Origin of the sequence: Pseudomonas sp. NPDC090208 (assembly GCF_044746785.1) — a bacterium.
Taxonomy (GTDB): Bacteria; Pseudomonadota; Gammaproteobacteria; order Pseudomonadales; family Pseudomonadaceae; genus Aquipseudomonas.
Genome location: NZ_JBIVCU010000002.1, coordinates 406,435 through 426,801, shown reverse-complemented (window position 1 = coordinate 426,801; position 20,367 = coordinate 406,435). Strand labels below are relative to the sequence as shown.

The 20,367-nt window shown below is 62.4% G+C and carries 17 protein-coding genes; 7 read left to right on the top strand and 10 right to left on the bottom strand.

Features of this window, described 5'->3' with window-relative positions; genetic code table 11:
- The 3 genes from ACIPL0_RS04970 to ACIPL0_RS04960 are packed head-to-tail and all read left to right on the top strand — an operon-like array spanning position 1 to position 4,288.
- The gene (locus tag ACIPL0_RS04970) at positions 1–1,128 is read left to right on the top strand and encodes a GNAT family N-acetyltransferase (protein WP_400592882.1); all 1,128 of its coding nucleotides are present in this window, start codon (positions 1–3) and stop codon (positions 1,126–1,128) included.
- The gene (locus ACIPL0_RS04965; protein ID WP_400592886.1) at positions 1,125–2,894 is read left to right on the top strand and encodes an ATP-binding protein; all 1,770 of its coding nucleotides are present in this window, start codon (positions 1,125–1,127) and stop codon (positions 2,892–2,894) included. The genes ACIPL0_RS04970 and ACIPL0_RS04965 overlap by 4 nt, the downstream gene beginning before the upstream one ends.
- Positions 2,891–4,288 (top strand): sigma-54-dependent transcriptional regulator, encoded by a 1,398-nt coding sequence (locus tag ACIPL0_RS04960; RefSeq protein ID WP_400592889.1) that lies wholly within the window; start codon positions 2,891–2,893, stop codon positions 4,286–4,288. Before ACIPL0_RS04965 ends, ACIPL0_RS04960 begins: the two co-directional genes overlap by 4 nt.
- Before the next feature lie 152 nt (positions 4,289–4,440).
- Here the strand turns inward: ACIPL0_RS04960 and ACIPL0_RS04955 are convergent, their stop codons facing one another.
- The 6 genes from ACIPL0_RS04955 to ACIPL0_RS04930 form a co-directional block, all read right to left on the bottom strand.
- Positions 4,441–5,361 carry a PfkB family carbohydrate kinase gene (locus ACIPL0_RS04955; protein WP_400592892.1) on the bottom strand — a complete coding sequence of 307 codons (921 nt, stop codon included), beginning with the start codon at positions 5,359–5,361 and terminating at the stop codon, positions 4,441–4,443.
- Complete coding sequence (locus ACIPL0_RS04950; protein ID WP_400592894.1) at positions 5,351–6,820, bottom strand: purine-cytosine permease family protein; 1,470 nt, start codon at positions 6,818–6,820, stop codon at positions 5,351–5,353. Before ACIPL0_RS04950 ends, ACIPL0_RS04955 begins: the two co-directional genes overlap by 11 nt.
- 161 nt (positions 6,821–6,981) lie before the next feature.
- On the bottom strand, positions 6,982–7,998 hold the full coding sequence (locus ACIPL0_RS04945) for an ADP-ribosylglycohydrolase family protein (protein WP_400592897.1): 1,017 nt from the start codon (positions 7,996–7,998) through the stop codon (positions 6,982–6,984).
- Positions 7,995–8,708: a GntR family transcriptional regulator gene (locus tag ACIPL0_RS04940; protein ID WP_400592900.1), complete on the bottom strand. Its 714-nt coding sequence runs from the start codon at positions 8,706–8,708 to the stop codon at positions 7,995–7,997. The genes ACIPL0_RS04945 and ACIPL0_RS04940 overlap by 4 nt, the downstream gene beginning before the upstream one ends.
- A gap of 160 nt (positions 8,709–8,868) precedes the next feature.
- On the bottom strand, positions 8,869–9,537 hold the full coding sequence (locus tag ACIPL0_RS04935; protein WP_400592903.1) for a DsbA family oxidoreductase: 669 nt from the start codon (positions 9,535–9,537) through the stop codon (positions 8,869–8,871).
- Between the two features lie 200 nt (positions 9,538–9,737).
- Positions 9,738–10,730 (bottom strand): alpha/beta fold hydrolase, encoded by a 993-nt coding sequence (locus ACIPL0_RS04930; RefSeq protein ID WP_400731315.1) that lies wholly within the window; start codon positions 10,728–10,730, stop codon positions 9,738–9,740.
- 254 nt (positions 10,731–10,984) lie between these two features.
- On the opposite strand from ACIPL0_RS04930, the gene metR reads away from it, so the two are divergent.
- Positions 10,985–11,902 (top strand): transcriptional regulator MetR, encoded by a 918-nt coding sequence (gene metR, locus ACIPL0_RS04925; protein WP_400592908.1) that lies wholly within the window; start codon positions 10,985–10,987, stop codon positions 11,900–11,902.
- Positions 11,903–12,097: 195 nt separating this feature from the next.
- Here the strand turns inward: metR and ACIPL0_RS04920 are convergent, their stop codons facing one another.
- The 4 genes from ACIPL0_RS04920 to ACIPL0_RS04905 form a co-directional block, all read right to left on the bottom strand.
- Positions 12,098–12,502 carry an NUDIX domain-containing protein gene (locus ACIPL0_RS04920; protein WP_400592911.1) on the bottom strand — a complete coding sequence of 135 codons (405 nt, stop codon included), beginning with the start codon at positions 12,500–12,502 and terminating at the stop codon, positions 12,098–12,100.
- Positions 12,499–13,590 carry a D-alanine--D-alanine ligase gene (gene ddlA, locus ACIPL0_RS04915; RefSeq protein ID WP_400592914.1) on the bottom strand — a complete coding sequence of 364 codons (1,092 nt, stop codon included), beginning with the start codon at positions 13,588–13,590 and terminating at the stop codon, positions 12,499–12,501. The genes ACIPL0_RS04920 and ddlA overlap by 4 nt, the downstream gene beginning before the upstream one ends.
- 236 nt (positions 13,591–13,826) lie before the next feature.
- Positions 13,827–15,152: an APC family permease gene (locus ACIPL0_RS04910; RefSeq protein ID WP_400592917.1), complete on the bottom strand. Its 1,326-nt coding sequence runs from the start codon at positions 15,150–15,152 to the stop codon at positions 13,827–13,829.
- 123 nt (positions 15,153–15,275) lie between these two features.
- On the bottom strand, positions 15,276–16,100 hold the full coding sequence (locus ACIPL0_RS04905; RefSeq protein ID WP_400592920.1) for a carbon-nitrogen hydrolase family protein: 825 nt from the start codon (positions 16,098–16,100) through the stop codon (positions 15,276–15,278).
- 133 nt (positions 16,101–16,233) lie between these two features.
- Here ACIPL0_RS04905 and ACIPL0_RS04900 point away from each other — a divergent pair, with 133 nt between their 5' ends.
- From ACIPL0_RS04900 to ACIPL0_RS04890, 3 genes are all read left to right on the top strand, one after another.
- On the top strand, positions 16,234–17,049 hold the full coding sequence (locus tag ACIPL0_RS04900) for a response regulator transcription factor (protein ID WP_400592922.1): 816 nt from the start codon (positions 16,234–16,236) through the stop codon (positions 17,047–17,049).
- A gap of 79 nt (positions 17,050–17,128) precedes the next feature.
- The gene (locus tag ACIPL0_RS04895) at positions 17,129–18,742 is read left to right on the top strand and encodes an FMN-binding glutamate synthase family protein (protein WP_400592925.1); all 1,614 of its coding nucleotides are present in this window, start codon (positions 17,129–17,131) and stop codon (positions 18,740–18,742) included.
- A gap of 325 nt (positions 18,743–19,067) precedes the next feature.
- Positions 19,068–20,213, top strand: coding sequence for an OpgC domain-containing protein (locus tag ACIPL0_RS04890; RefSeq protein WP_400592928.1), 1,146 nt, complete (start codon positions 19,068–19,070; stop codon positions 20,211–20,213).
- Positions 20,214–20,367: the final 154 nt, after the last annotated feature.

The following is a 20,367-nucleotide window of genomic DNA, read 5'->3' as shown; positions in this document are numbered from 1 at the left end:
ATGATCACGACGCATGCCTTTTCCAGCATCCGGTCCATCGGGCGTGACGAGTGGAATGATTGTTTTCCCGGGCAACTGGAGGATTGGGATTTTTACCTCGCGGTCGAACAGGCCGGCATCGAGCGTTTCGACTGGCGCTATCTGGCGGTGTTCGACGGCCCGTTGCTGTTGGGCGTCGCCCCGGCGTTCGTCACTCGCTACAGCCTGGACACCACGCTGCAGGGCGTCGGCAAGCGCGTCACCGAACGTCTGGCGCGGTTGTGGCCCGGCATTTTCCAGTTGCAGCTGTATGCAGTCGGCTCGCCGGTGGCCGAGCGCTGCAATGCCGGGACCGCCAGCCATGTCCCCGCTCACCGCCGCCAGGAAGTGTTCAATCACTTGTTGCACAGGGCACGGCACGATGCCGACCGCCTTGGCATCGGCCTTTTGGCGGTAAAGGATGCGCCCTCCGAAGAGCAGCTGTGGGCACAAACCTGTCACGCTGCCGGGCTACAGTCGATGCCGGGACTGCCCAGTGCCTTGCTGCCGGTGACCTACCCGTCGGTCGACGCCTACCTGGGCTCGCTGGGCAAGTCCACCCGCAAGGACCTGCGCCGGACCATGCGCGGCCCGGCCCCGCGGATCGAATGGCGACGACAGATCGATGACGTGCTGCCGGACATCATGCAGCTCTATGACGCGACGCTCGCCCGCAGTGATCTACAATTCGAGCGGCTGGGCCCCGGCTACTTCACCGGTATCCTGGAGCAGCTCGGCGAACGCGCCGTGTGCGTGCTGTACTGGATCGACAATCGCCTGGTGGCGTTCAACCTCATGCTGCTGAACGAACAACGCCTGATCGACAAGATTTTCGCCCACGACCCGGATCGCACCCGGGCGCACAACCTTTATGCGCGCAGCTGGCTGGCCAATGTCGAGTACTGCATCCACAATCGCATTCCGCTGTACGAAGCCGGCCAGGCCGGTTATGCGAGCAAGATCCGTTTTGGCTGCCGGTTCGAGCCCAACCTGTTGTTCTTTCGTCACCGCAACCGGTTACTGAACGCACTGCTCGGACTGCTCAAGCGGGTTATCCGTCCCGACCGATCCGATCCCGCCGTGGCTGCGGCACTAAGCGAGCATCGATGACTGAATTTCCGGAACGCTCCGTCCGCTCACTGTTTTCCTTCTCGCGCTGGAGCGTACAACGCAAGCTGGTCCTGGCGTTCTGGCTGGTCAGCGTGATCCCGACCATGATCGCCGCCGAACTGGCGGCCTCGACGCTGTCGCAGATCTTTGAAAGCAACGTACGTATCTGGTTGCAGGAATCGACCAAGATCGTCATCGACGAAACCACCGAGATCATGCACAACAACGCGCGCGTGGCACAGTTGTTCGAGGCCTATGCGCGACCGAACGTGGAGTCGGACACCCAGCGCGACAAGCTGATCGCCGACGTCGCCGACGCCATGGGCATCGACGTGGTGGCGCTGATTCGCAATGACGACCATAAAGTGGTGTTCTCCACCGCCGCCGACGACATCGTCAGCCAGATCAGCCTGGCGCCCAAGGCCGTGTTGCAGACCATTCACGAGGGCGGCAGCGCCGTGGGCACCGTGGTCTCGACGTTCCATACGATTCAGGGGGGCGTCGATTACGTGCTGGTGATTGCTACCTACCTGGACAGCAGCTTCCTCACCAGCGTGGCCGATGTGCATTCGCTGGACCTGCGCCTTTACCTGAGCAACAACGACGGCTTCGGCGAAGTGTTTTCCACCCAGCGTTTCGAGGATCACCCGCCGCAAGTGCCGGCGCGCGTCGAGAACATCCTGCGCACCACCAAGGAACCCAGCGAGCAGTCCACCCAGCGCTACAGCGGCCTGTATTCGCCGATCTTCAATGACAACGGCGAGTTGCAGGGGGTGATTTTCAGCGGCCTGCTGCGTCATTCCTCGCTGGTGGGGCTGATCAATCAGACCAACCTGTTCCTGGCGATCTTCCTGGTGGGCTCGGCGCTGTCGCTGGGCGTCGGCTCGCTGGTTTCCCAGCACCTGACCCGCCCGCTGCGCGGCCTGCGCGAAGGCGTGCGAGCCGTGACTGCCGGCGACTATCATCGCCAGGTCGAAGTCATCGGCGGCGACGAGCTCGCCGAGTTGAGCGTGACCTTCAACCACATGACCGAACGCCTGCGCGAGCTGCAGCATCTGGAAGCGCAACTGCGCCGACGCGACCGGTTGCACACGCTGGGCGAGGTCGCGATGGGGCTGGCCCACGAAATCCGCAATCCGCTGGGCATCATCAAGACCGCCACGCAATTGCTGCACCGCCGCGCCAGCCTGCCGGAAGCCGACATGCGCCATCTCGAATACGTGATTTCCGAAGTGACGCGCATCAACGACCTGATCACCGAGTTCCTCGACTTCGCCAAGCCCAGCGCACCGATCCGCTCGACCCAATCGGCACGCGCCCTGCTCGAAGACGTGCTCGGCTTCTGCGCGCCGGAACTGTCGACGCAGAACGTCGAAGCGGTGATCGACGAACAGGCGCCGGGCGCCACGGTCTACGCCGACGCCCGCCAACTGACCCAGGCCTGCCTGAACCTGATCCTCAATGCCATCGACGCCATGCCCGGCGGTGGCCGGTTGACCCTGTCCATCGCCCATGTCCAGACTGTCGACGAGCCGCCGACCACCTGCATCAGCGTCAGCGACACCGGTCACGGCGTCGATCCGGAGGTCATCGAGCGCATTTTCAACCCGTTCGTGACCACCAAGGCATCCGGCACCGGGCTGGGTCTGGCCAAGGTGTTTTCGATCATGGAGAACCACGACGGCCGTGTGGAATGCATCAGCGAACACGGCGCCGGCGCGACATTCAATCTGTACCTGCCGGCCGATGAAGGAGAACAGGCATGAGCCATAACGTGCTGGTGGTCGACGACGAACCCAAGCTGTGCGACCTGCTGGCCTCGGCCCTTGGCCAGGACGGCATTCACGTGTTCACTGCCGGAAACGGGCTGCATGCCTTGACGGTACTGGAGCGTGAGGAAATCGACCTGGTCATCAGCGACTGGCGCATGCCCGGCATGGACGGCCCGCAACTGTTGGCCGAAATCAAACAGCGCTTCCCGCATCTGCCGGTGATCGTCATGACCGCTTACAGCACGGTCAAGAACGCGGTGCAGTCGATGCGCAACGGCGCCTACGACTACATCAGCAAGCCGTTCGACATCGACGAACTGGACATCACCGTACACAAGGCGCTGCAGTTCGGCGACATCCTGCGGGACAACCAGCGCTTGCGCGCCGAGCTGGACGAGCATCAGCAGATCGACAGCCTGGTGGGCGAAAGCCCGGCGTTCCGGCGTGTGCTGCAGGCCGTGGATTCGGTGCGTGAGAGCAGTGCGACGATTCTGCTGACCGGCGAAAGCGGCACCGGCAAGGAAATGGTCGCTCGTGCCATTCACAAGCACGGCAACCGCGCGGACAAGCCGTTCGTGGCGGTGAACTGCGCAGCGATTCCCGAAGGGCTGCTGGAAAGCGAGATGTTCGGTCACAAGAAAGGCGCCTTCACCGGCGCTGTCTCCGACCGGATCGGACGCTTTCAACAAGCCGACAAGGGCACCCTGTTTCTCGACGAAGTGGGCGACATGCCGCTGGCCTTGCAAGCCAAGATCCTGCGCGCCTTACAGGAACGGGTGATCGAGCCGGTGGGCGATCCGCGCGAGCGCAAGGTCGATGTGCGGGTGATCGCCGCGACCAACAAGAACCTGCTGGAAGCGGTCGCGCGCAAGGAATTCCGCGAAGACCTGTATTACCGCCTCAACGTGTTCCCGATCCCCCTGCCTGCCTTGCGCGAGCGGGTCGAAGACATTCCGGCGCTGGCCCGTCACTTCGCCCACGTGCTCGGCGCCACGGCAGGCAAGCGCATCACCGGTTTCAGCCCGGATGCGTTGCTGGCGATGGCCGGTTACTCGTGGCCGGGCAACATCCGCGAACTGCAGAACTGCGTCGAACGCGCCACCATCGTCGCCTCCGGCACCACCATCGAAGAGTCGGACCTGCCCGCTTACCTGTTCGGCGCCAAACCGCTGCACGATTCGGCAGCCAGCATCCTCAGCGACGGACCAGGCATCCCGCCGAACCTCGACGCCGCCCTGGCAGAAGTGGAAAAGGCCTACATCCTCGCCGCCCTGAACGAAACCAACGGCGTCCAGGCCGCCGCCGCACAACTGATCGGCATATCAGAACGCAGCCTGTGGTATCGGCTGAAGAAGCTGGAGATTCATGTGGACAAGATTGTGCGGTAAAGGCGTTTCGTCTTGCCGGCCAGAGGCCTCACCGGGCGGTCCAGCCTGGCACAGGTATTGTGGGAGCGAATTCATTCGCGATGGGCTACCAGGTTCGCCCTGATGTATCGCTTGCACCATCGCTTCGCGAATGAATTCGCTCCCACAAAAAGCTATTCACCGATCAGACGGTCCACTTCATCCGCCACCGGCGCGGTTGCCGGGCCCCAGCGGGTCACGGCGATAGCGGCGGCGGCGTTGGCGCGCAGGGCGGCCTGCTCGGTGGGCAGGCCTGCCGCCAGGCCCGCCAGCAGCACGCCGGCATGGGCATCGCCGGCGCCATTGGTGTCGATGGCTTCGACCGGGAAACCATCGACATGCCGGGTTTCGCCGTGCTGACGCAACCAGCAGCCCTGCGGACCGTCGCGCACCACGATCAGTGCATCGTCACGCAGCCACTGCCCCAGGCGATCCAGCGCCTGGGCGATGTCCGCGCAGCCGGTAAAACGCAGCGCTTCTTCGCAGTTGCTGGTCCACAGGGTGATCAGCGGCAGCACGGTCTGCATTTCAAGGCTGTCCGGCGAATTGACCAGCGGCCCCGGATCGAACACCACGCCCGCGCCCTTCGGCAACTCGCCGAGCCAGCCCAGCAGGGTCGCCACCTTGCCTTTGTGCAGCAGGCTGTAGCCGCTGACGAACACATAGTCTTCGGCCTGCACCGTGATGCTGTGCAGGTCACTGGCGGACAGGCCGCCCTCGGCGCCAACGTAGGAAATGAACGAGCGCTCCGCCGACGGCTCGATCAGCGCCACCGACAGACCGGTGTCCTGATCGTCCGAGGCCGGTGTGGCGACGTCGATGCCTTCGGCCGCCATGGCCTGACGCGCCAGATCGCCGAAGCGACCGTTGCCGTGCCGGCCCAGATAGACCGTCTCAAGACCGTTGCGACGGGCAGCGGCCATGACGTTGAAACCGCCACCGGTTTCGAACGCCGCCGAACGGGCGAGCACATCGCCACCCGAGCGGGGCAAGGCATCGAGGGCCATGACCAGGTCCACCACGACCTGGCCGGTGTACAGCAATCTAGCGGGCATGAGCAGCCTCTTCGGTAACGACACGACGGTCGCGGGAACCGCCGAGCAGAGCATACAATCCACCGGCAACCACGAAGGTCACGATCCAGCCCAGGCCGTTATGGCCGAACCAGGAATCCGACAGGAAGCCTTTGAACAACACGTTTTCCGGCGTGGTGGCGACGGTGGTGAAACTCAAGCCGAGCACGATGGCCAGCGCCCACGCGCCCAGCGCACGCCACTCCACACCGCCGCGATACCAGTAGGCACTGCGCGGCGACAGGTCCATCAGGTCCTTGGCCGAATAATAGTGACGATGGATCAGGTCGACGACGAAGATCCCCACCCAGGCGGTGATCGGCACGGCCAGCATGGAAATGAAAGTGATGAACGGACCGTAGAAGCTGTCGGCGATCAGCATGAAGTAGATCGAACCGGCGAAGATCGCCACGATGTCGACGATCACCGCATGCACGCGCTTGATCTTCAGGCCCAGGGTCAGCGTGGTCAGGCCCGCCGAGTACACCGACAGGTTGTTCGACAGCAGCAGGCCACCGAACGCGGTGATCAGGTACGGCACGGCCATCCAGGTCGGCAGCAGTTCGCGAATGGCGATGATCGGATCGGTGGCCGAGGCCAGGTGATCGTTGCCCACCGACAGCAGGCCGCCGAGGGTGATCAGCAGCACCAGCGGAATACCCGCGCCGAATGCGGCCGAGGCCACCAGACGCGCGGCCTTGACGCTGCGATGCTGATAACGCGACATGTCGGCACCGGCGTTGGCCCAGCCGATACCGGTGCCGGCAGCCATGGTGCCGACGCCGATGATCATCGCGCTCAGCGGTGCCGGGGTGGCGTTGAACACGGCGCTCCAGTCGATGTGCGCGATCAGGAAACCGCCGACCACAATGTTCAGCGCGCCGAAGATATAGGTCGCCCATTTCTGGATGACCAGCAGCGTGGCATGGCCGAGGCCGGAAACGGTCAGGGTCAGCAGCACGAAGATGGCGATGAACACCAGGGTCAGGCCCGGCGCGCTTTTCGCCTCTACCGGGGTGCCGAACAGGATCGAGCACAACGACAACAGCACGAATGCCGCGGTGGTGGTGTTGACGGTTTCCCAGCCCAGGCGCGACATCAGCGAGACGATGGTCGGGCCAATGTTGCCGCGCACGCCGAAGATAGCGCGGGAAAGGGTCAGGCTCGGCGCCCGGCCACGGCGGCCGGCGATGGAAATCACCCCGACCACGGCGAACGAGCCGGCCGCGCCGAGAATGGCGACGATGATCGCCTGGCCGATCGACAAGCCACGGAAGGCCACCAGGGTCGCGCCCAGCGGCAAGCCGAGAATGCTGATGTTGGCCGCGAACCAGACCCAGAACAGCTGCAGCGGATGGCCGTTGCACTCGTTTTCCGGAACCGGCTCGATGCCGCGTGTTTCAAGTTGTCCTGCGCCTTGATTGGCGTTGGATGACGTCATGGGAAATGCTCCTGTTGCCATTTGTTCTGGTTGTGGGCAGTACGCAAAGCAAGTGACATCCGTGTCGGTTCGGGGGCTTTCGACAGCATGCAGCTCCCCATGTCACCCCGTTTGCCGGGGCGATGTGTGTCTTGTTCGATTCGATGAACTGTCGCGCCGGTTCAGACCGCGCGCAGGGACAGCAAATGCTCGACCAGTGGTTGCAGTTCGAGTCCATTCACGGTCTTGATCTGTTCGATCAACCCGGCGGGCCACGCCTGCATGCCCTCACAAGCACCCAGCATGGCGCCGAGAATCGCGGCGATGGTGTCAGTGTCGCCGCCCAGGCTCGCGGCCATGCACACCGCGTCATAGGCCGACAGTTTGTCCGCCGCCACCTGTTGGGCCAGGGCGAAGGCCGCAACCACTGATTCCTGCGAGGCCACCGATGTGCCGATGACGTCGTAGATCAATTCGGGCAATTGCGCGTTGCTGCAGCCGTGACAAAGCTGCTTGGCCCATTCGATGCGTGCGGCGATGCGCCCGCCGGCAATCCAGTAACCCAGCTTTTCCGCCTGAGCCGCGATGCGCACGCCGGTCGCCAGCGCGTCGTTCAGGGTCGCGCCGTTGAGGCCGGCCGAGACCACCGCCGCCACCGCCGCCGCACTGGAAATGCCCAGATTGGTGTTGTGGGTGACCTGACAGGCCTGCTTCACCGATTCGATGAACGACGCCTCGTCTGCCACATCTGCCGCGATGCCGACCGGGGTGATGCGCATTGCCGCGCCGTTGGTGGTGCCGTAACGCCCGGCTTCTTCAGGGCTGTGGCCAGCGAGGATCATTTCAATGGCACGTTTGGTCGACGGGCCCAGCAAATCCTGAGAGCCCTTGGCCTGCATCACCGCTTCCCAGTCGATCAGGCTCTGCGCCAGGTCCGCCGGTTCGATACGGCCGCCACCGGCCACCAGCAATTCGGCCACCAGCACCGCCTGTTCGGTGTCGTCGGTGATCGAACCTGCAGCCATGTTCGGCGCGATCGGCTGATCGGCGTCGGCAGCGGTCAGCGTGGTGATGCAGTCAAAGCGTTGCTTGATCTGCTCGCGACTCAGCGATTGCGTGGGCATGCCCAGTGCGTCGCCCAGGGCCAGGCCATAAAAAGCGCCCAGACCTCGGTCGCGAATATCGATCAGTGCCGTCATGTACTCGATCCAAATGCCAGATGCAGACGAAAATGCACGGGGTCCAGAAGACTTTCCACGTGCTCCATGAAACGTTGCTGGCGGTCGAACGTGGTCCGGATCGCCTTTAGAAACACCACACCCGGCTCGCGCAGCACCAGCGCGGCGTCGTCCTGGCTCAGCGGTTCGGCGCCGATCCACTGATCGCCGCGATCCCCGACATAGCCGTAGGCGGCCATGGTCACGGTCAGCGAGTCATCGATCAGGCCGTCACGGGGCAGGTTTTCCAGCCCGTCGACCGCTGGCACCAACACTCGCTCCAGTGACACCACGCTGCCGTCTGCCGCCTTGCGTCGACGGTCCAGAGCGATGAACTGCTCGGTGCCGAAACGGCCGGCCAGATCGGGCCGCTGTACGGCCACCAGCCGCAGCACTTCGGTGCTGATCCTGGCGCCGGTATCGGCCAGCGCCTGCGCCCAGCCAGCGCGCTGATCCAGCGAAATGCCGTCGTAGGTGACGATGGAGCCGACACCCGTTTGCGTGGCGATGTAATTGCGGCGCTTGAGTTCACTCAGCGCTTCGCGCAGCGTGCCGCGGCTGACGTTGAATTCCTGAGCCAACAGGTTTTCCCCCGGCAGCAATTCGCCGGCGCCCATCTGACCACTTTCAATGCGTCGGGCGAGCTCTTCGACCACGCGGGTTTTCTTGTCAAAGCGAACCTGTCTAATCATGTACAAATTGATATCCGAAAGGGGTGGATGGAGGCAAGCGGTTTTTTGGGATCACGCTGAAGAATTGCGCAGACAGTTGTAGCTGTTCGCGGATAAATCCGCTCCCACGAAGGTGCAACATTCCCCTGTGGAAGCGGATTTATCCGCGATGATGGCGCGATCAGCCGGCAGGGTCGATCACGCTGGCCTGCTCGCTGACGATCTGACGAATGGCGTTGACGAACACGTCCACTGGCTGGCCGCCGGAGACCAGATATTGATCGTTGAAGACGATGGCCGGCACCGAGCTGACGCCACGGGACACCCACAGATTCTCCAGCTCGCGCACTTCCCCGGCGTACTCGCCACAGGCCAGTATCGCTTCTGCGCGTGCGCGGTCCAGGCCGACTTTCTCGGCAACGTCGGCCAGTACCTTGTGGTTGGACACGTTGGCATGCTGGCTGAAATACGCGACCAGCAGCGCTTCTTTCAGTGCCTGCTGTTTACCTTCCTGTTCAGCCCAGTGCAGCAGACGATGAGCATCGAAGGTGTTGTAGATACCCCGCTCGCCCAGCTTGAAGACGAAGCCCAGTTCGGCACCGCGCTGGCGGATGTTTTCGGTGTTGGCGGCGACCTGTTCCGGGGTGATGCCGTACTTTTCGACGATGTGTTCGACGATGTTCTGGCCTTCGGGGCCCATGTGCGGATTCAGCTCGAACGGCTGGAAGTGGATCTGCGCCTGCACTTCGTCTTTCAGATGGTCCAAGGCCTGATTCAGGGCATGCAGGCCAATGGCGCACCAGGGGCAGGACACGTCGGAGATGAAATCGATTTTCAGCGGAGTGCTCATGGCAGTCTCGAACAAATGAGGAAAGCTCGCACGATACGCCTGTACGCCTCACACACAAACTCCGGAATGCCATATTGGCCCTGCTTCTGGCCGAAGGCCGTGGGAGCCGGCTTGCTGGCGAATACGCAGGATCGGTTGCACCCGTGGTGACTGGCAAAACGGTTCGCCAGCAAGCCGGCTCCTACGGACGTTGACGCTATTCAAAGTTGTGCCACATGGGACGCATCGTCACGATGCTCGCGCAGATACGGCAGCACAGCCGCCAGCAACGGCGCCTTGAAAGCCTCCTGAAAACGATGGGCCAGCCCCGGAATCAGCCGCAGCTGGCTGCCCTGAATGTGCGCTGCCACATGAATGCCGTGCATCACCGGCAACAACGGATCCGCCGTGCCATGCACCACCAGGGTCGGCACGCGCAGGCGATTGAGCAGGTCGACCCGGCTGGGCTCGGCCAGAATAGCCAGAATCTGCCGTTTCACACCTTCCGGGTTGAACGCACGATCGTAGGCAATCGCCGCCTGTTGCAGCAGTTTTTGCCGATCATCCTTGACCTCCGGGCTGCCCAGCGCCGCCAGCAGGTCGGCCTGTTGTTCGATGGCAGTCTGCCGGTCCGGCGCGCCACGGCGGGCCAACAGTTGCAGCAACGCCGGGTTGGGCATCGGCAGACCGGGCGCGCCGGAACTGGTCATGATCAGGGTCAGGCTCTCGACCCGACGCGGCGCCATGTCGGCCAGATGCTGGGCGATCATGCCGCCCATGCTGGCGCCCAGCACATGGAATTTCTGCACATGCAGGGTATCCATCAGGCTCAGCGCATCTTCGGCCATGTCGGTCAGCGAATACGGCGCCGACACCGGCAGGCCGATCTTGAAGCGCAGCACTTCGTAGGTCAGGTTGGCGCTGGAAGGCGCCTGCACCCAGCTCGACAGGCCGACGTCGCGGTTGTCGTAGCGAATCACCCGGAAACCCTGCTGACACAGGGCGACGACCACTTCGTCCGGCCAGTGGATCAACTGGCCGCCCAGGCCCATGACCAGCAGCAAGGCCGGATCGGACTCACGCCCGATACTCTGATAGGCAATGTGTACCTGATCGAGTTCGGCCACTTGGGTGGGAACGTCGACGTCACATCGAGAAGCCGCAAACGACGGCAGGCTGCACAGCAAGGCAGCCAGAAAGAAGACAACACGCATTGAAAAATACCGGCACGCAGAACCCCAATTGGCCGCGAGTCTGATGAAGTTTTCCCGGTCGCGCTGCCACAGTTGCGTGACAGTTTGATGAAGAGAGCTGAACGGTCGGCGACAGATACAAGTGGCAAGCGGCAAGCTTCAAGTAAAAGCAGTTGAGCGGGCTTCTCAGGAGTGGCGTTTTCGACACTGCGTGTTACATGAAGCAGGCTCATCGTATATTCTGCGATCACAAGTTTTGTTCATGGAGCACGCTGGTGCTGGAAATACGCCACCTGAAAACCCTGCACGCCTTGCGCGAGGCCGACAGTCTGGTCGAGGCCGCTGATCGTCTGCATCTCACGCAATCCGCGCTGTCCCACCAGTTCAAGGAGCTGGAGGAGCGCATGGGCATGCCGCTGTTCGTGCGCAAGACCAAGCCGGTGCGCTTCACCAGCGCCGGGCTGCGCCTGCTGCAATTGGCCGACGCCGTGCTGCCGCAATTGCGCAACGCCGAACGCGACATTTCCCGGCTGGCCGGTGGCGTGGCCGGGCGGCTGCACATGGCGATCGAATGCCACAGTTGCTTTCAGTGGCTGATGCCGACCATCGACCAGTTCCGCGATGCCTGGCCGGAAGTCGAACTGGACCTGGCCTCCGGTTTCGCCTTCGCCCCCCTGCCCGCTCTGGCCCGTGGCGATCTGGATCTGGTGGTGACCTCAGACCCGGTGGACCTGGCAGGCATTACCTATGTGCCGCTGTTCACTTACGAAGCGATGCTGGCTGTCGCCAATCAGCATCCGCTGGCGGGCAAACCCTTCGTGGTGCCGGAAGACCTTGCCAGTGAAACGCTGATCACCTACCCGGTAGAGCGCGACCGGCTGGACATTTTCACGCGTTTCCTGGAGCCGGCCGACATCGAGCCGGCGCAGGTGCGCACGTCCGAACTGACGGTGATGATGATGCAACTGGTCGCCAGCGGCCGTGGCGTCTGTGGCATGCCGCACTGGGCGCTGCATGAGTACAGTTCAAGGGGTTACGTGAAGGCCAAGCGTCTGGGCGAGAAAGGTCTGTTCGCCACGCTGTATGCGGCGATCCGCGCCGACATGCTGGATGCGCCGTACATGCGCGACTTCCTGCTGACGGCCAAGGACACGTCGTTCTCGACGCTGGATGGGGTGAGTGCGGTGCGCTGAATCGCCATGCACCTGTAGGCGCTGGTTTAACTGTAGGAGCTGGCTTGTCCTGCGAGCGGCGACGAAGTCGTCGTAAAACCAGTCAATGCGTATTACCTGGCACGGCCAATGCGAATGGATTTACGACTGCTGCGCAGCCGCTCGCAGGACAAGCCAGCTCCTACAGGATATGTAGTCAGCCAGGCCCGGACGGAGTTACGCCGACAACAGCGACCGATACAACGGCAGAATCGAATCCCGGGTCAACGGCGCCAGGTTCAGGTGATCGAGGTTGCCGCCATCGACCCAGACGATTTCCTCGATCTCCGCCGCCGGAACCACCTCTTGCTCGACATGCAGTCGATACAGCTGACAGTTCACTTCAAAGCCCGGCTCATTGGCCGCCACCGCAGAAAACTCACCCAGAAACGCCGCCTGTTCCGCGTCGACGATCAGGCCGAGTTCTTCGTGCAGTTCACGGGCGAGCGCTTGTGCCGCCGACTCGCCCGCATCGATCTTGCCGCCCGGCTGCATGAACGCCTGGGTGCCGCGCTTGCGCACCAGCAGCGTCCGGCCATCGGCGCCAATCAGCAACGCGGCAGCGATGCGAATGACCTTCACAGCACCACCTCGGTTTTCAGCGCGCGGTTTTCTTCGGCACGCTCCAGCGCCAGCACGATCAGCCGGTCGATCAGTTCCGGGTAGGTCAGACCGCTGGCCTGCCAGAGTTTCGGGTACATGCTGATGGAGGTGAAACCGGGGATGGTGTTGACCTCGTTGATGATGATTTCCCGCGCCTCGGTGACGAAGAAATCGACCCGCGACAGGCCGGCGCAACCCAGCACGCGGTAAGCCTGCAAGGCCACTTCACGCACTTCGTCGCTCAGGTCCTGAGGCAGATTGGCCGGGATGTCGGTGCGTGCCTGGCCGTCGTTCAGGTATTTGGTGTCGTAGGCGTAGAACTCGTCGTTGGCGACCACTTCGCCACAGACACTGACCTGCGGCTCATGGTTGCCCAGCACCGCGCATTCCACTTCGCGGCCGACGATGCCCTGCTCGATCAGCACCTTGTGGTCGTAATCGAAGGCCAGTTTCAGCGCAGCGGCGTAGCTGGCTTCGTCGGTGACCTTGCTCACGCCAACGGACGAACCCTGGCTGGCCGGTTTGACGAACAGCGGCAGGCCCAGCTGTGCGGAAACGCTGACGAAATCCACCGACTCGCCACGGTGCAGAACCACGAAAGGCGCCACGGCAATCCCGGCATCGCGCAGCAGGCGCTTGGTCACGTCCTTGTCCATGCACGACGCCGAACCCAGCACGTCCGGGCCGACAAAGGGAATGTCGAGCAGGCGCAGCAGGCCCTGCAACGAGCCGTCTTCGCCGTAGCTGCCGTGGATCAGCGGGAACACCACGTCGATGCGCGGCACTTCCAGGCCGGTTTCCACTTCGACGAATTGCGGGCCGCTGGCGCCCGGCATCAGCGACAGCAGACGGCCGGATTCGCTGAGTTTGATGTGCGCGGGGTCGGTAGGGTTCTGCAGGTAATCGCGTTCGTCGAAGCGCAGCCAGTGGCCTTGCTTGTCGATACCGATCAGGGTGACGTAGTAGTTGTTGCGATCAATCGCATTGATCACGTTGCGTGCCGACTGCAACGACACTTCATGTTCGGAGGATTGCCCACCGAAGACGATGGCGACTGACTTTTTCAAAGGGGAAGCTCCTGGATTTCAGGTCGCAGAGCTAAAAGCAATTTGCGCCGTTAGTCCAGTCCCCGCCCCTTTTGTTGGACGGAATGCAGAAGAAAAAGAGTCTCCGCGCATTCTCTGCACGCCACATGACTTGTAGGAGTGAGCTTGCTCGCGATAGCGGCATACCTGTCGACATCGCATCGCCTGATATGACGCAATCGCGAGCAAGCTCACTCCTACAGGTTTAGCGCTTTAGCTTACGCCGCTTCCTGGAAATCCATCTCCGGTGGCTGGCGACGGAAACCGCCGGTGAGCCAGGCCAGGTAGATGCAGCCCAGCACCAGCCAGCTGACACCGAGGATGATCGCCAGTTTGTCCAGGCTGATCATCAGCCACAGGTCGGCGACCAGGCCGATCAGCGGGCAGATCAGGAACAGCAGCAGTTCGCGCAGACCGCGTTTTTCGCCGCCGATCCAGTAATGGAAGATCACCGACAGGTTGACCAGGCTGAACGCCAGGAACGCGCCGAAGTTGATGAACGAAGTCGAGGTGGTCACGTCCAGTTTCAGCGCCAGCAGGGCCACCACCGCGCACAGCAGAATGCTGTTGACCGGGGTGCCGTAACGCTCGCTCAGACCGGCGAAGAACGACTTGGGCAACACACCGTCGCGGCCCATGGCGTAGAGCAGACGCGAACCACTGGCCTGGGCGGACAGACCCGAAGCGAACTGGCCGACGATCAGGCCGATCAGGAAGATGGTCACGAACACGTCACCACCGATGTTGCGGGCGATTTCATAGGCCGCCGAATCGACGTTTTCGAACTGCGCCGATGGGTGCGCCAACTGCACGAAGTACGACACGCCGACGAAGATCAAACCGCCGATCAGGGTGATCAGCATGATCGCTTTCGGAATGGTGCGGCGAGCGTCGCGGGTTTCTTCGGTCAGGGTGCTGACCGCGTCGAAGCCCAGAAACGAATAGCAGGCAATGGCCGCACCGCTCATGATCAACGGCATCTGCATGTCGCCATTGAGGAACGGCGTCAGGGTCCACAGCGGTTTGCTGGCGTCACCGCCGATGTAATGAATGCACAGCACGACAAACGCGGCGAGGACCAGAAACTGCACGATCATCAGCAGTGCGTTGACGGTGTTGGCCAGCTTCAGGCCAACGATGTTGATCAGGCTGGTGGTGACGATGAACGCCAGCACCCACACCGGTTGTGGCACCGACGGGAACGCCGAACCGAGGTACGCCGCGCCGATCAGCCAGATGGCCATGGGCAGGAACAGGTAATCGAGCAGCACCGCCCAGCCGGCGATGAAGCCCAGCTTGGGGCTGATCGCCTTGCGCACGTAGCTGTACGCCGAGCCCGCGACCGGGAAAGCCGCGGCCATGCGCCCGTAGCTCAAGGCTGTGAAAAACATCGCCACCAGCGCAGCGAGGTACGAGGCCGGCACCATGCCGCCGGTGGATTGCGCGAGGATGCCAAAGGTTCCGAGCACGATGATGGGAGTCATATAGGCGATGCCGAACAGCACCACCGCCCCCAGTGAAAGGGTGCGTTGCAAACGAGCCATGAGCGACTACTCCGGATTTATAGGTTTTATGGCAGAGAAAAGTTCGGCAGAACAAAGGCGTTTCTTTTATTGGGCGTCACCGGCCACCGCGCGCTCCACGGCGGCGACCGGACATCACTGCTTTTATGGGTGTTGCGGAATCAACAACTCGCGCACGCCGTTGGCATGCTCGACCACTTCGCCCGGCAGACGCAGGCGCTGATCGTTCAGGTAGCTGTAATCGCGACGCGCGGCCTGCAGCCGGGTCAGGTCCAGTTCGAGACTGAACTGGGTCTGTTCGCGACCGGCTTCATGCAGCAGCGTGCCGAACGGGTCGACCAGCGCACTGCCACCGGCGAAAACCAGACCGCCATCGCCCTCGCCGACACGGTTGACCATCAGCGCGAACGCCTGGTTTTCCTGGGCGCGGGCCATGATCGCGGTGCGATGGGTCGGACCGTACGGGTCCATGTTGCCGTTGGTGACGATGATCAGCTCGGCGCCCAGTTGTGCCAGGGCACGGGCCGACTCGGGGAATTCGATGTCGTAGCAGATCAGCATGCCGACCCGTACGCCGTTCCACAGGCAAGTCGCGTAGCGATCGCCCGCGCTGAACACACCACGGTCGGACGCCCACAGATGAGTCTTGCGATAGCGCAGGGCCACACCTTCCGGGGTGATCAGCAGGGTGGTGTTGTAGAACTGGCCGGCGTCGGCTTCGGCCATGCCGATCACCACCGAAACATTGCGTGCGCGTGCAGCCTGGATGATCGCCTGAACGGTCGGACCGTCAACGGCTTCGGACACCTGAGCGACGGTCTCGCTGGACGGGAAGCCCATCAGATGGGTTTCCGGGAATACGATCAGCGCGGTGTCGCTGGCACAGGCGGCAATCGCGTTGAGCGCCTGTTTCAGGTTATGGGCTGTGCCATTGTCCTGGCCCGTCAGTTGGGCTAATTCGACCTTCATGGGTTCTCCTTATCGAGTCACGTGGCCGATCGGGCATAAAATGCTGGCCCGATCATTGGCTCTGCGGGCAGTATGCGCATCAGCAAGTGTTACGGGGAATTACGCAGCTGTAGTAACCCAATAGGGGTAGACCATGACAATCGCTCTGCAGGACATCGCCTGGCACCGCTCGGTCGCGCAGTTGATCGAGGCGCTGGACCGGCCGAACTTCTGGGCTCAACTGGTGCGCCTGCTCAATCAGTACGTCAGCTTCGATAGCTGGGTGGCCCTGCAATTCAGCTCCACGGAGCGTCCCCACGTCTTCGCCGAATCCCCCGCCGAAGACGGCAGTCCCGACCAGCTGTTTCAGGACTACCTCAAGGGCCTGTACCTGCTCGACCCCTTCTATATCGCCAGCCGCGAGCGCTCGCAGAGCGGCCTGTTCCGTCTGGCCGAAGTGGCGCCGGAGCATTTCGAACTCACCGAGTACTATCAACGATACTTTCGTGTGAATGTCGTCGCCGACGAAATCCAGTTCAATTGCCAGCTCGATCATGACCGTACGCTGTGCCTGTCGCTGGGTTCGACCCGGCGTTTCGACGCCGAGCAGATTGCCTTGCTGTCGATGATTCAGCCGTGGGTCATCGCCCTGCTGCGCCAGCGTCTACCCTTCGAACTGGCCGAACCGCTGTTGGAGGCACTGCCGGAACAGATGGCGCACTTGCCGGTCAATGACTGGCGCACGCAACTGGAAGCGTCGGTGCAACAGAGCCGGGGGGCGCAACTGACCGCCCGCGAACTGGATGTCGGCCGGCTGATGTTGAGCGGCTGCTCAAGCAAGGAGATCGCGCGCAAACTGGAGATCTCGGCGGAGACCGTGCGCGTACACAAGAAACATATTTACAGCAAACTCGGGATCAAATCGCAGTCCGAGCTGTTTTCGATTTTTCTTCAGGCGCAGAGCGCGTGAAACGAAGCAAAAAGTCTTGCCGAAAAAGGCGCGGTACAGCGCTACCTTATTAACCGTGTAAAGACCTTCTGGAGAGCCTATGAGCTTGTCCCTTCTCAGTCGCTACGCCTTCTTTGTCGGCTGCGTGTTGTTCACCCTGTTGAGCCTGCCATTCCTGCACCACGAATGGCTCTGGCCCTTCACCCTCGTCACCGGTCTGCTCAGCCTGGTCGGCATTTTCGACCTGATCCAGGTGCCGCATTCGGTACGCCGCAACTACCCGATCCTGGGCAATATCCGCTACGCCGTGGAAACCATCCGCCCGGAAATCCGCCAGTACCTGCTGGAGTCCGACAGCGACGCCCTGCCCTTCTCCCGCGCCCAGCGTTCGCTGGTGTATGCACGGGCCAAGAACGAGTCGGCGGACAAGCCGTTCGGCACGCTGATCGACGTGTATCAGACCGGCTTCGAATTCATCAGCCACTCGATGCGCCCGGCGCCGCTGGCCGATCACAACCAGTTCCGCGTCACCGTCGGCGGGCCGCAATGCACACAGCCGTATTCGGCGTCGATCTTCAACATCTCGGCAATGAGTTTCGGCTCGCTGAGCGCCAACGCCATTCGGGCGCTGAACAAGGGCGCCAAGCTGGGCAACTTCGCCCATGACACCGGCGAAGGCAGCATCAGTCCGTATCACCGGGAAAACGGCGGCGACCTGACCTGGGAGCTGGGCAGCGGTTATTTCGGCTGCCGCACCGAGGACGGCCGTTTCGACCCCGAGAAATTCGCCCGGCAGGCGCAGGATCCGCAGGTGCGGATGATCGAAATCAAGATGAGCCAGGGCGCCAAACCGGGCCATGGCGGCATCTTGCCCAAGCACAAGGTGACCCGCGAAATCGCCGACACCCGTGGCATTCCGATGGGCGAAGACTGCATTTCGCCGTCGCGGCACAGCGCGTTTTCCACGCCGATGGAGATGATGCAGTTCATCGCCCAGTTGCGTGAGCTGTCCGGTGGCAAACCGGTGGGCTTCAAGTTCTGTCTGGGCCACCCGTGGGAGTTCATGGGCATCGCCAAGGCCATGCTGGAGACCGGCATCCTCCCGGACTTCATTGTCGTCGACGGTACCGAAGGCGGCACTGGCGCAGCACCCGTGGAGTTCACCGACCACATGGGCGTGCCGATGCGCGAAGGCCTGCTGTTCGTGCACAACACTCTGGTCGGCCTGAACCTGCGCGACAAGATCAAGCTGGGGGCCAGCGGCAAGATCGTCAGCGCTTTCGACATCGCCAGTGTGCTGGCCATCGGCGCCGATTGGGCCAACTCGGCGCGCGGCTTCATGTTCGCCATCGGCTGCATTCAGTCGCAGAGCTGCCACACCAACAAATGCCCGACCGGCGTCGCCACCCAGGACCCGCTGCGCCAGCGTGCGCTGGTGGTACCGGACAAGGCGCAGCGCGTGTACAACTTCCACCGCAGCACCCTGCACGCACTGGCGGAGATGATTGCCGCCGCCGGTCTGGACTCACCGAACCAGCTGGAAGCCAAACACCTGGTGCGCCGTCAGTCGGCCACCGAAGTGAAACTGTTCTCGCAGTCCCATGTGTTCCTGCACCCGGGGCAACTGCTCAACGGCATCGTCGACGACAGCTTCTATTCGCGCATGTGGCGGATGGCGCGGGCAGACAGCTTCGAGCCTAATCAGATCGATTGATCAAGACGCCAGCTCCTGCTTCCTGTAGGAGCTGGCTTGCCCTGCGACCGGCGACGCAGTCGTCGTAAAACCTGAGCCCGCGACTTGCCTGAAACACCGCATGTAGCGATTTTACGACTGCTGCGCAGCCGGTCGCAGGACAAGCCAGCTCCTGCATACTCATAAAACCTGACTGTAAAGCTGAGACATTCTGTAATACCCCTTCTTTGCATTTACATGACAAACCCGCCACCCTTCGCGCCGCCGATCAGCCGCCGCTGACGGTGCGGAACCAAGGCCCGCCGCGGCCTATCTTCTTTAAATATCTTTGCAAGAGCCCACCGTCATGACGAACGGACGCGACCATCGAATCGACTTCTTTCGAGGTCTGGCGCTGATCTTCATTTTTTGGGATCACGTACCCGACAACCCCTTCGCGCAACTGACCCTGCGTAACTTCGGCTTCAGCGACGCAGCGGAGGTCTTTGTCTTTCTCGCCGGTTTCGCCGCTGTCACCGCGTACGGGCGCATCGCTCAGCGCGACGGTTATGTCGTCGCCTGCCTGCGCATCCTGCGCCGCACCTGGGTGCTGTATGTCGCGCATATTTTTCTGCTGACGCTGCTGATGGGCATCATTTTCGTTGCCAACAATCACGTCGAAACCCGTGACATGGTCCGCGAGATGGGCCTCGAGTATTTTGTCGGCAACCCGCAACAGGCGCTGGCCGACGAACTGCTGCTGCGCTTCAAGCCCAACCTGACCGACCCGCTGCCGTTGTACATCCTGCTGATGGCTGCACTGCCGCTGATCCTGCCGATCATGCTGCGCAACGTCGCCGTGGCCGTGGGCCTGTCCATCGCGCTGTACATGATGGTGCCGATCTACGGCTGGAACCTGCGCGCCTACGAAGGCGGCGGTTACTGGTATTTCAACCCGGTGGCCTGGCAACTGATTTTCGTGCTGGGCGGTGCCGTGGCGGTCTACACGCAACGACCTGCGGTCATCTCCGGGCATTCACGGCCACTGTGGCAACGGCCGCTGTTTCTGCTGGCGGTGCTGTACATGCTGATCGCCGGAACCATCACTTTTTTGTGGAAATTCCCCGACGTTCACGACGCGCTGCTGCCCAAGGCCTTCACCGAGCTGATCTACCCGATCGACAAGACCAACCTGTCGCCGCTGCGCCTGCTGCACTTCATCGCACTGGTGTATGTCGTCGCCAGTGTATTGCCACGCTCGACCGGCTGGCTGGACAACTGGCCGGCTCAGCAAACCTGCCGCATGGGCCGTTACTCGCTGGAAATCTTCTGTCTGGGCGTCCTGCTCGCGCCGCTGGCCGACATGGCCAATGCCCTGGCCGACGATGCCTGGCAGATGCGGGTGATCACGGCGCTGCTGGGGCTGGCGGCGATGTTGCTGCTGTCCAACTGGCTGGAGCTGAACAAGCGGCTCGGGGCGCCGAAGGTGGCGCCTGTGCCGGTGCGTATGTAATCACCCACCTCGCCCTGTGGGAGCCGGCTTGCTGGCTCCTACACAAGCACCTCGCCGTCAACGCCCCATCGGAAAATCTGACCGCACAATCACAAAATTTTCACCATCGACGGCCAGCGTCTACGCTTGTAACCAGGTGCGATTAACAGGTTTA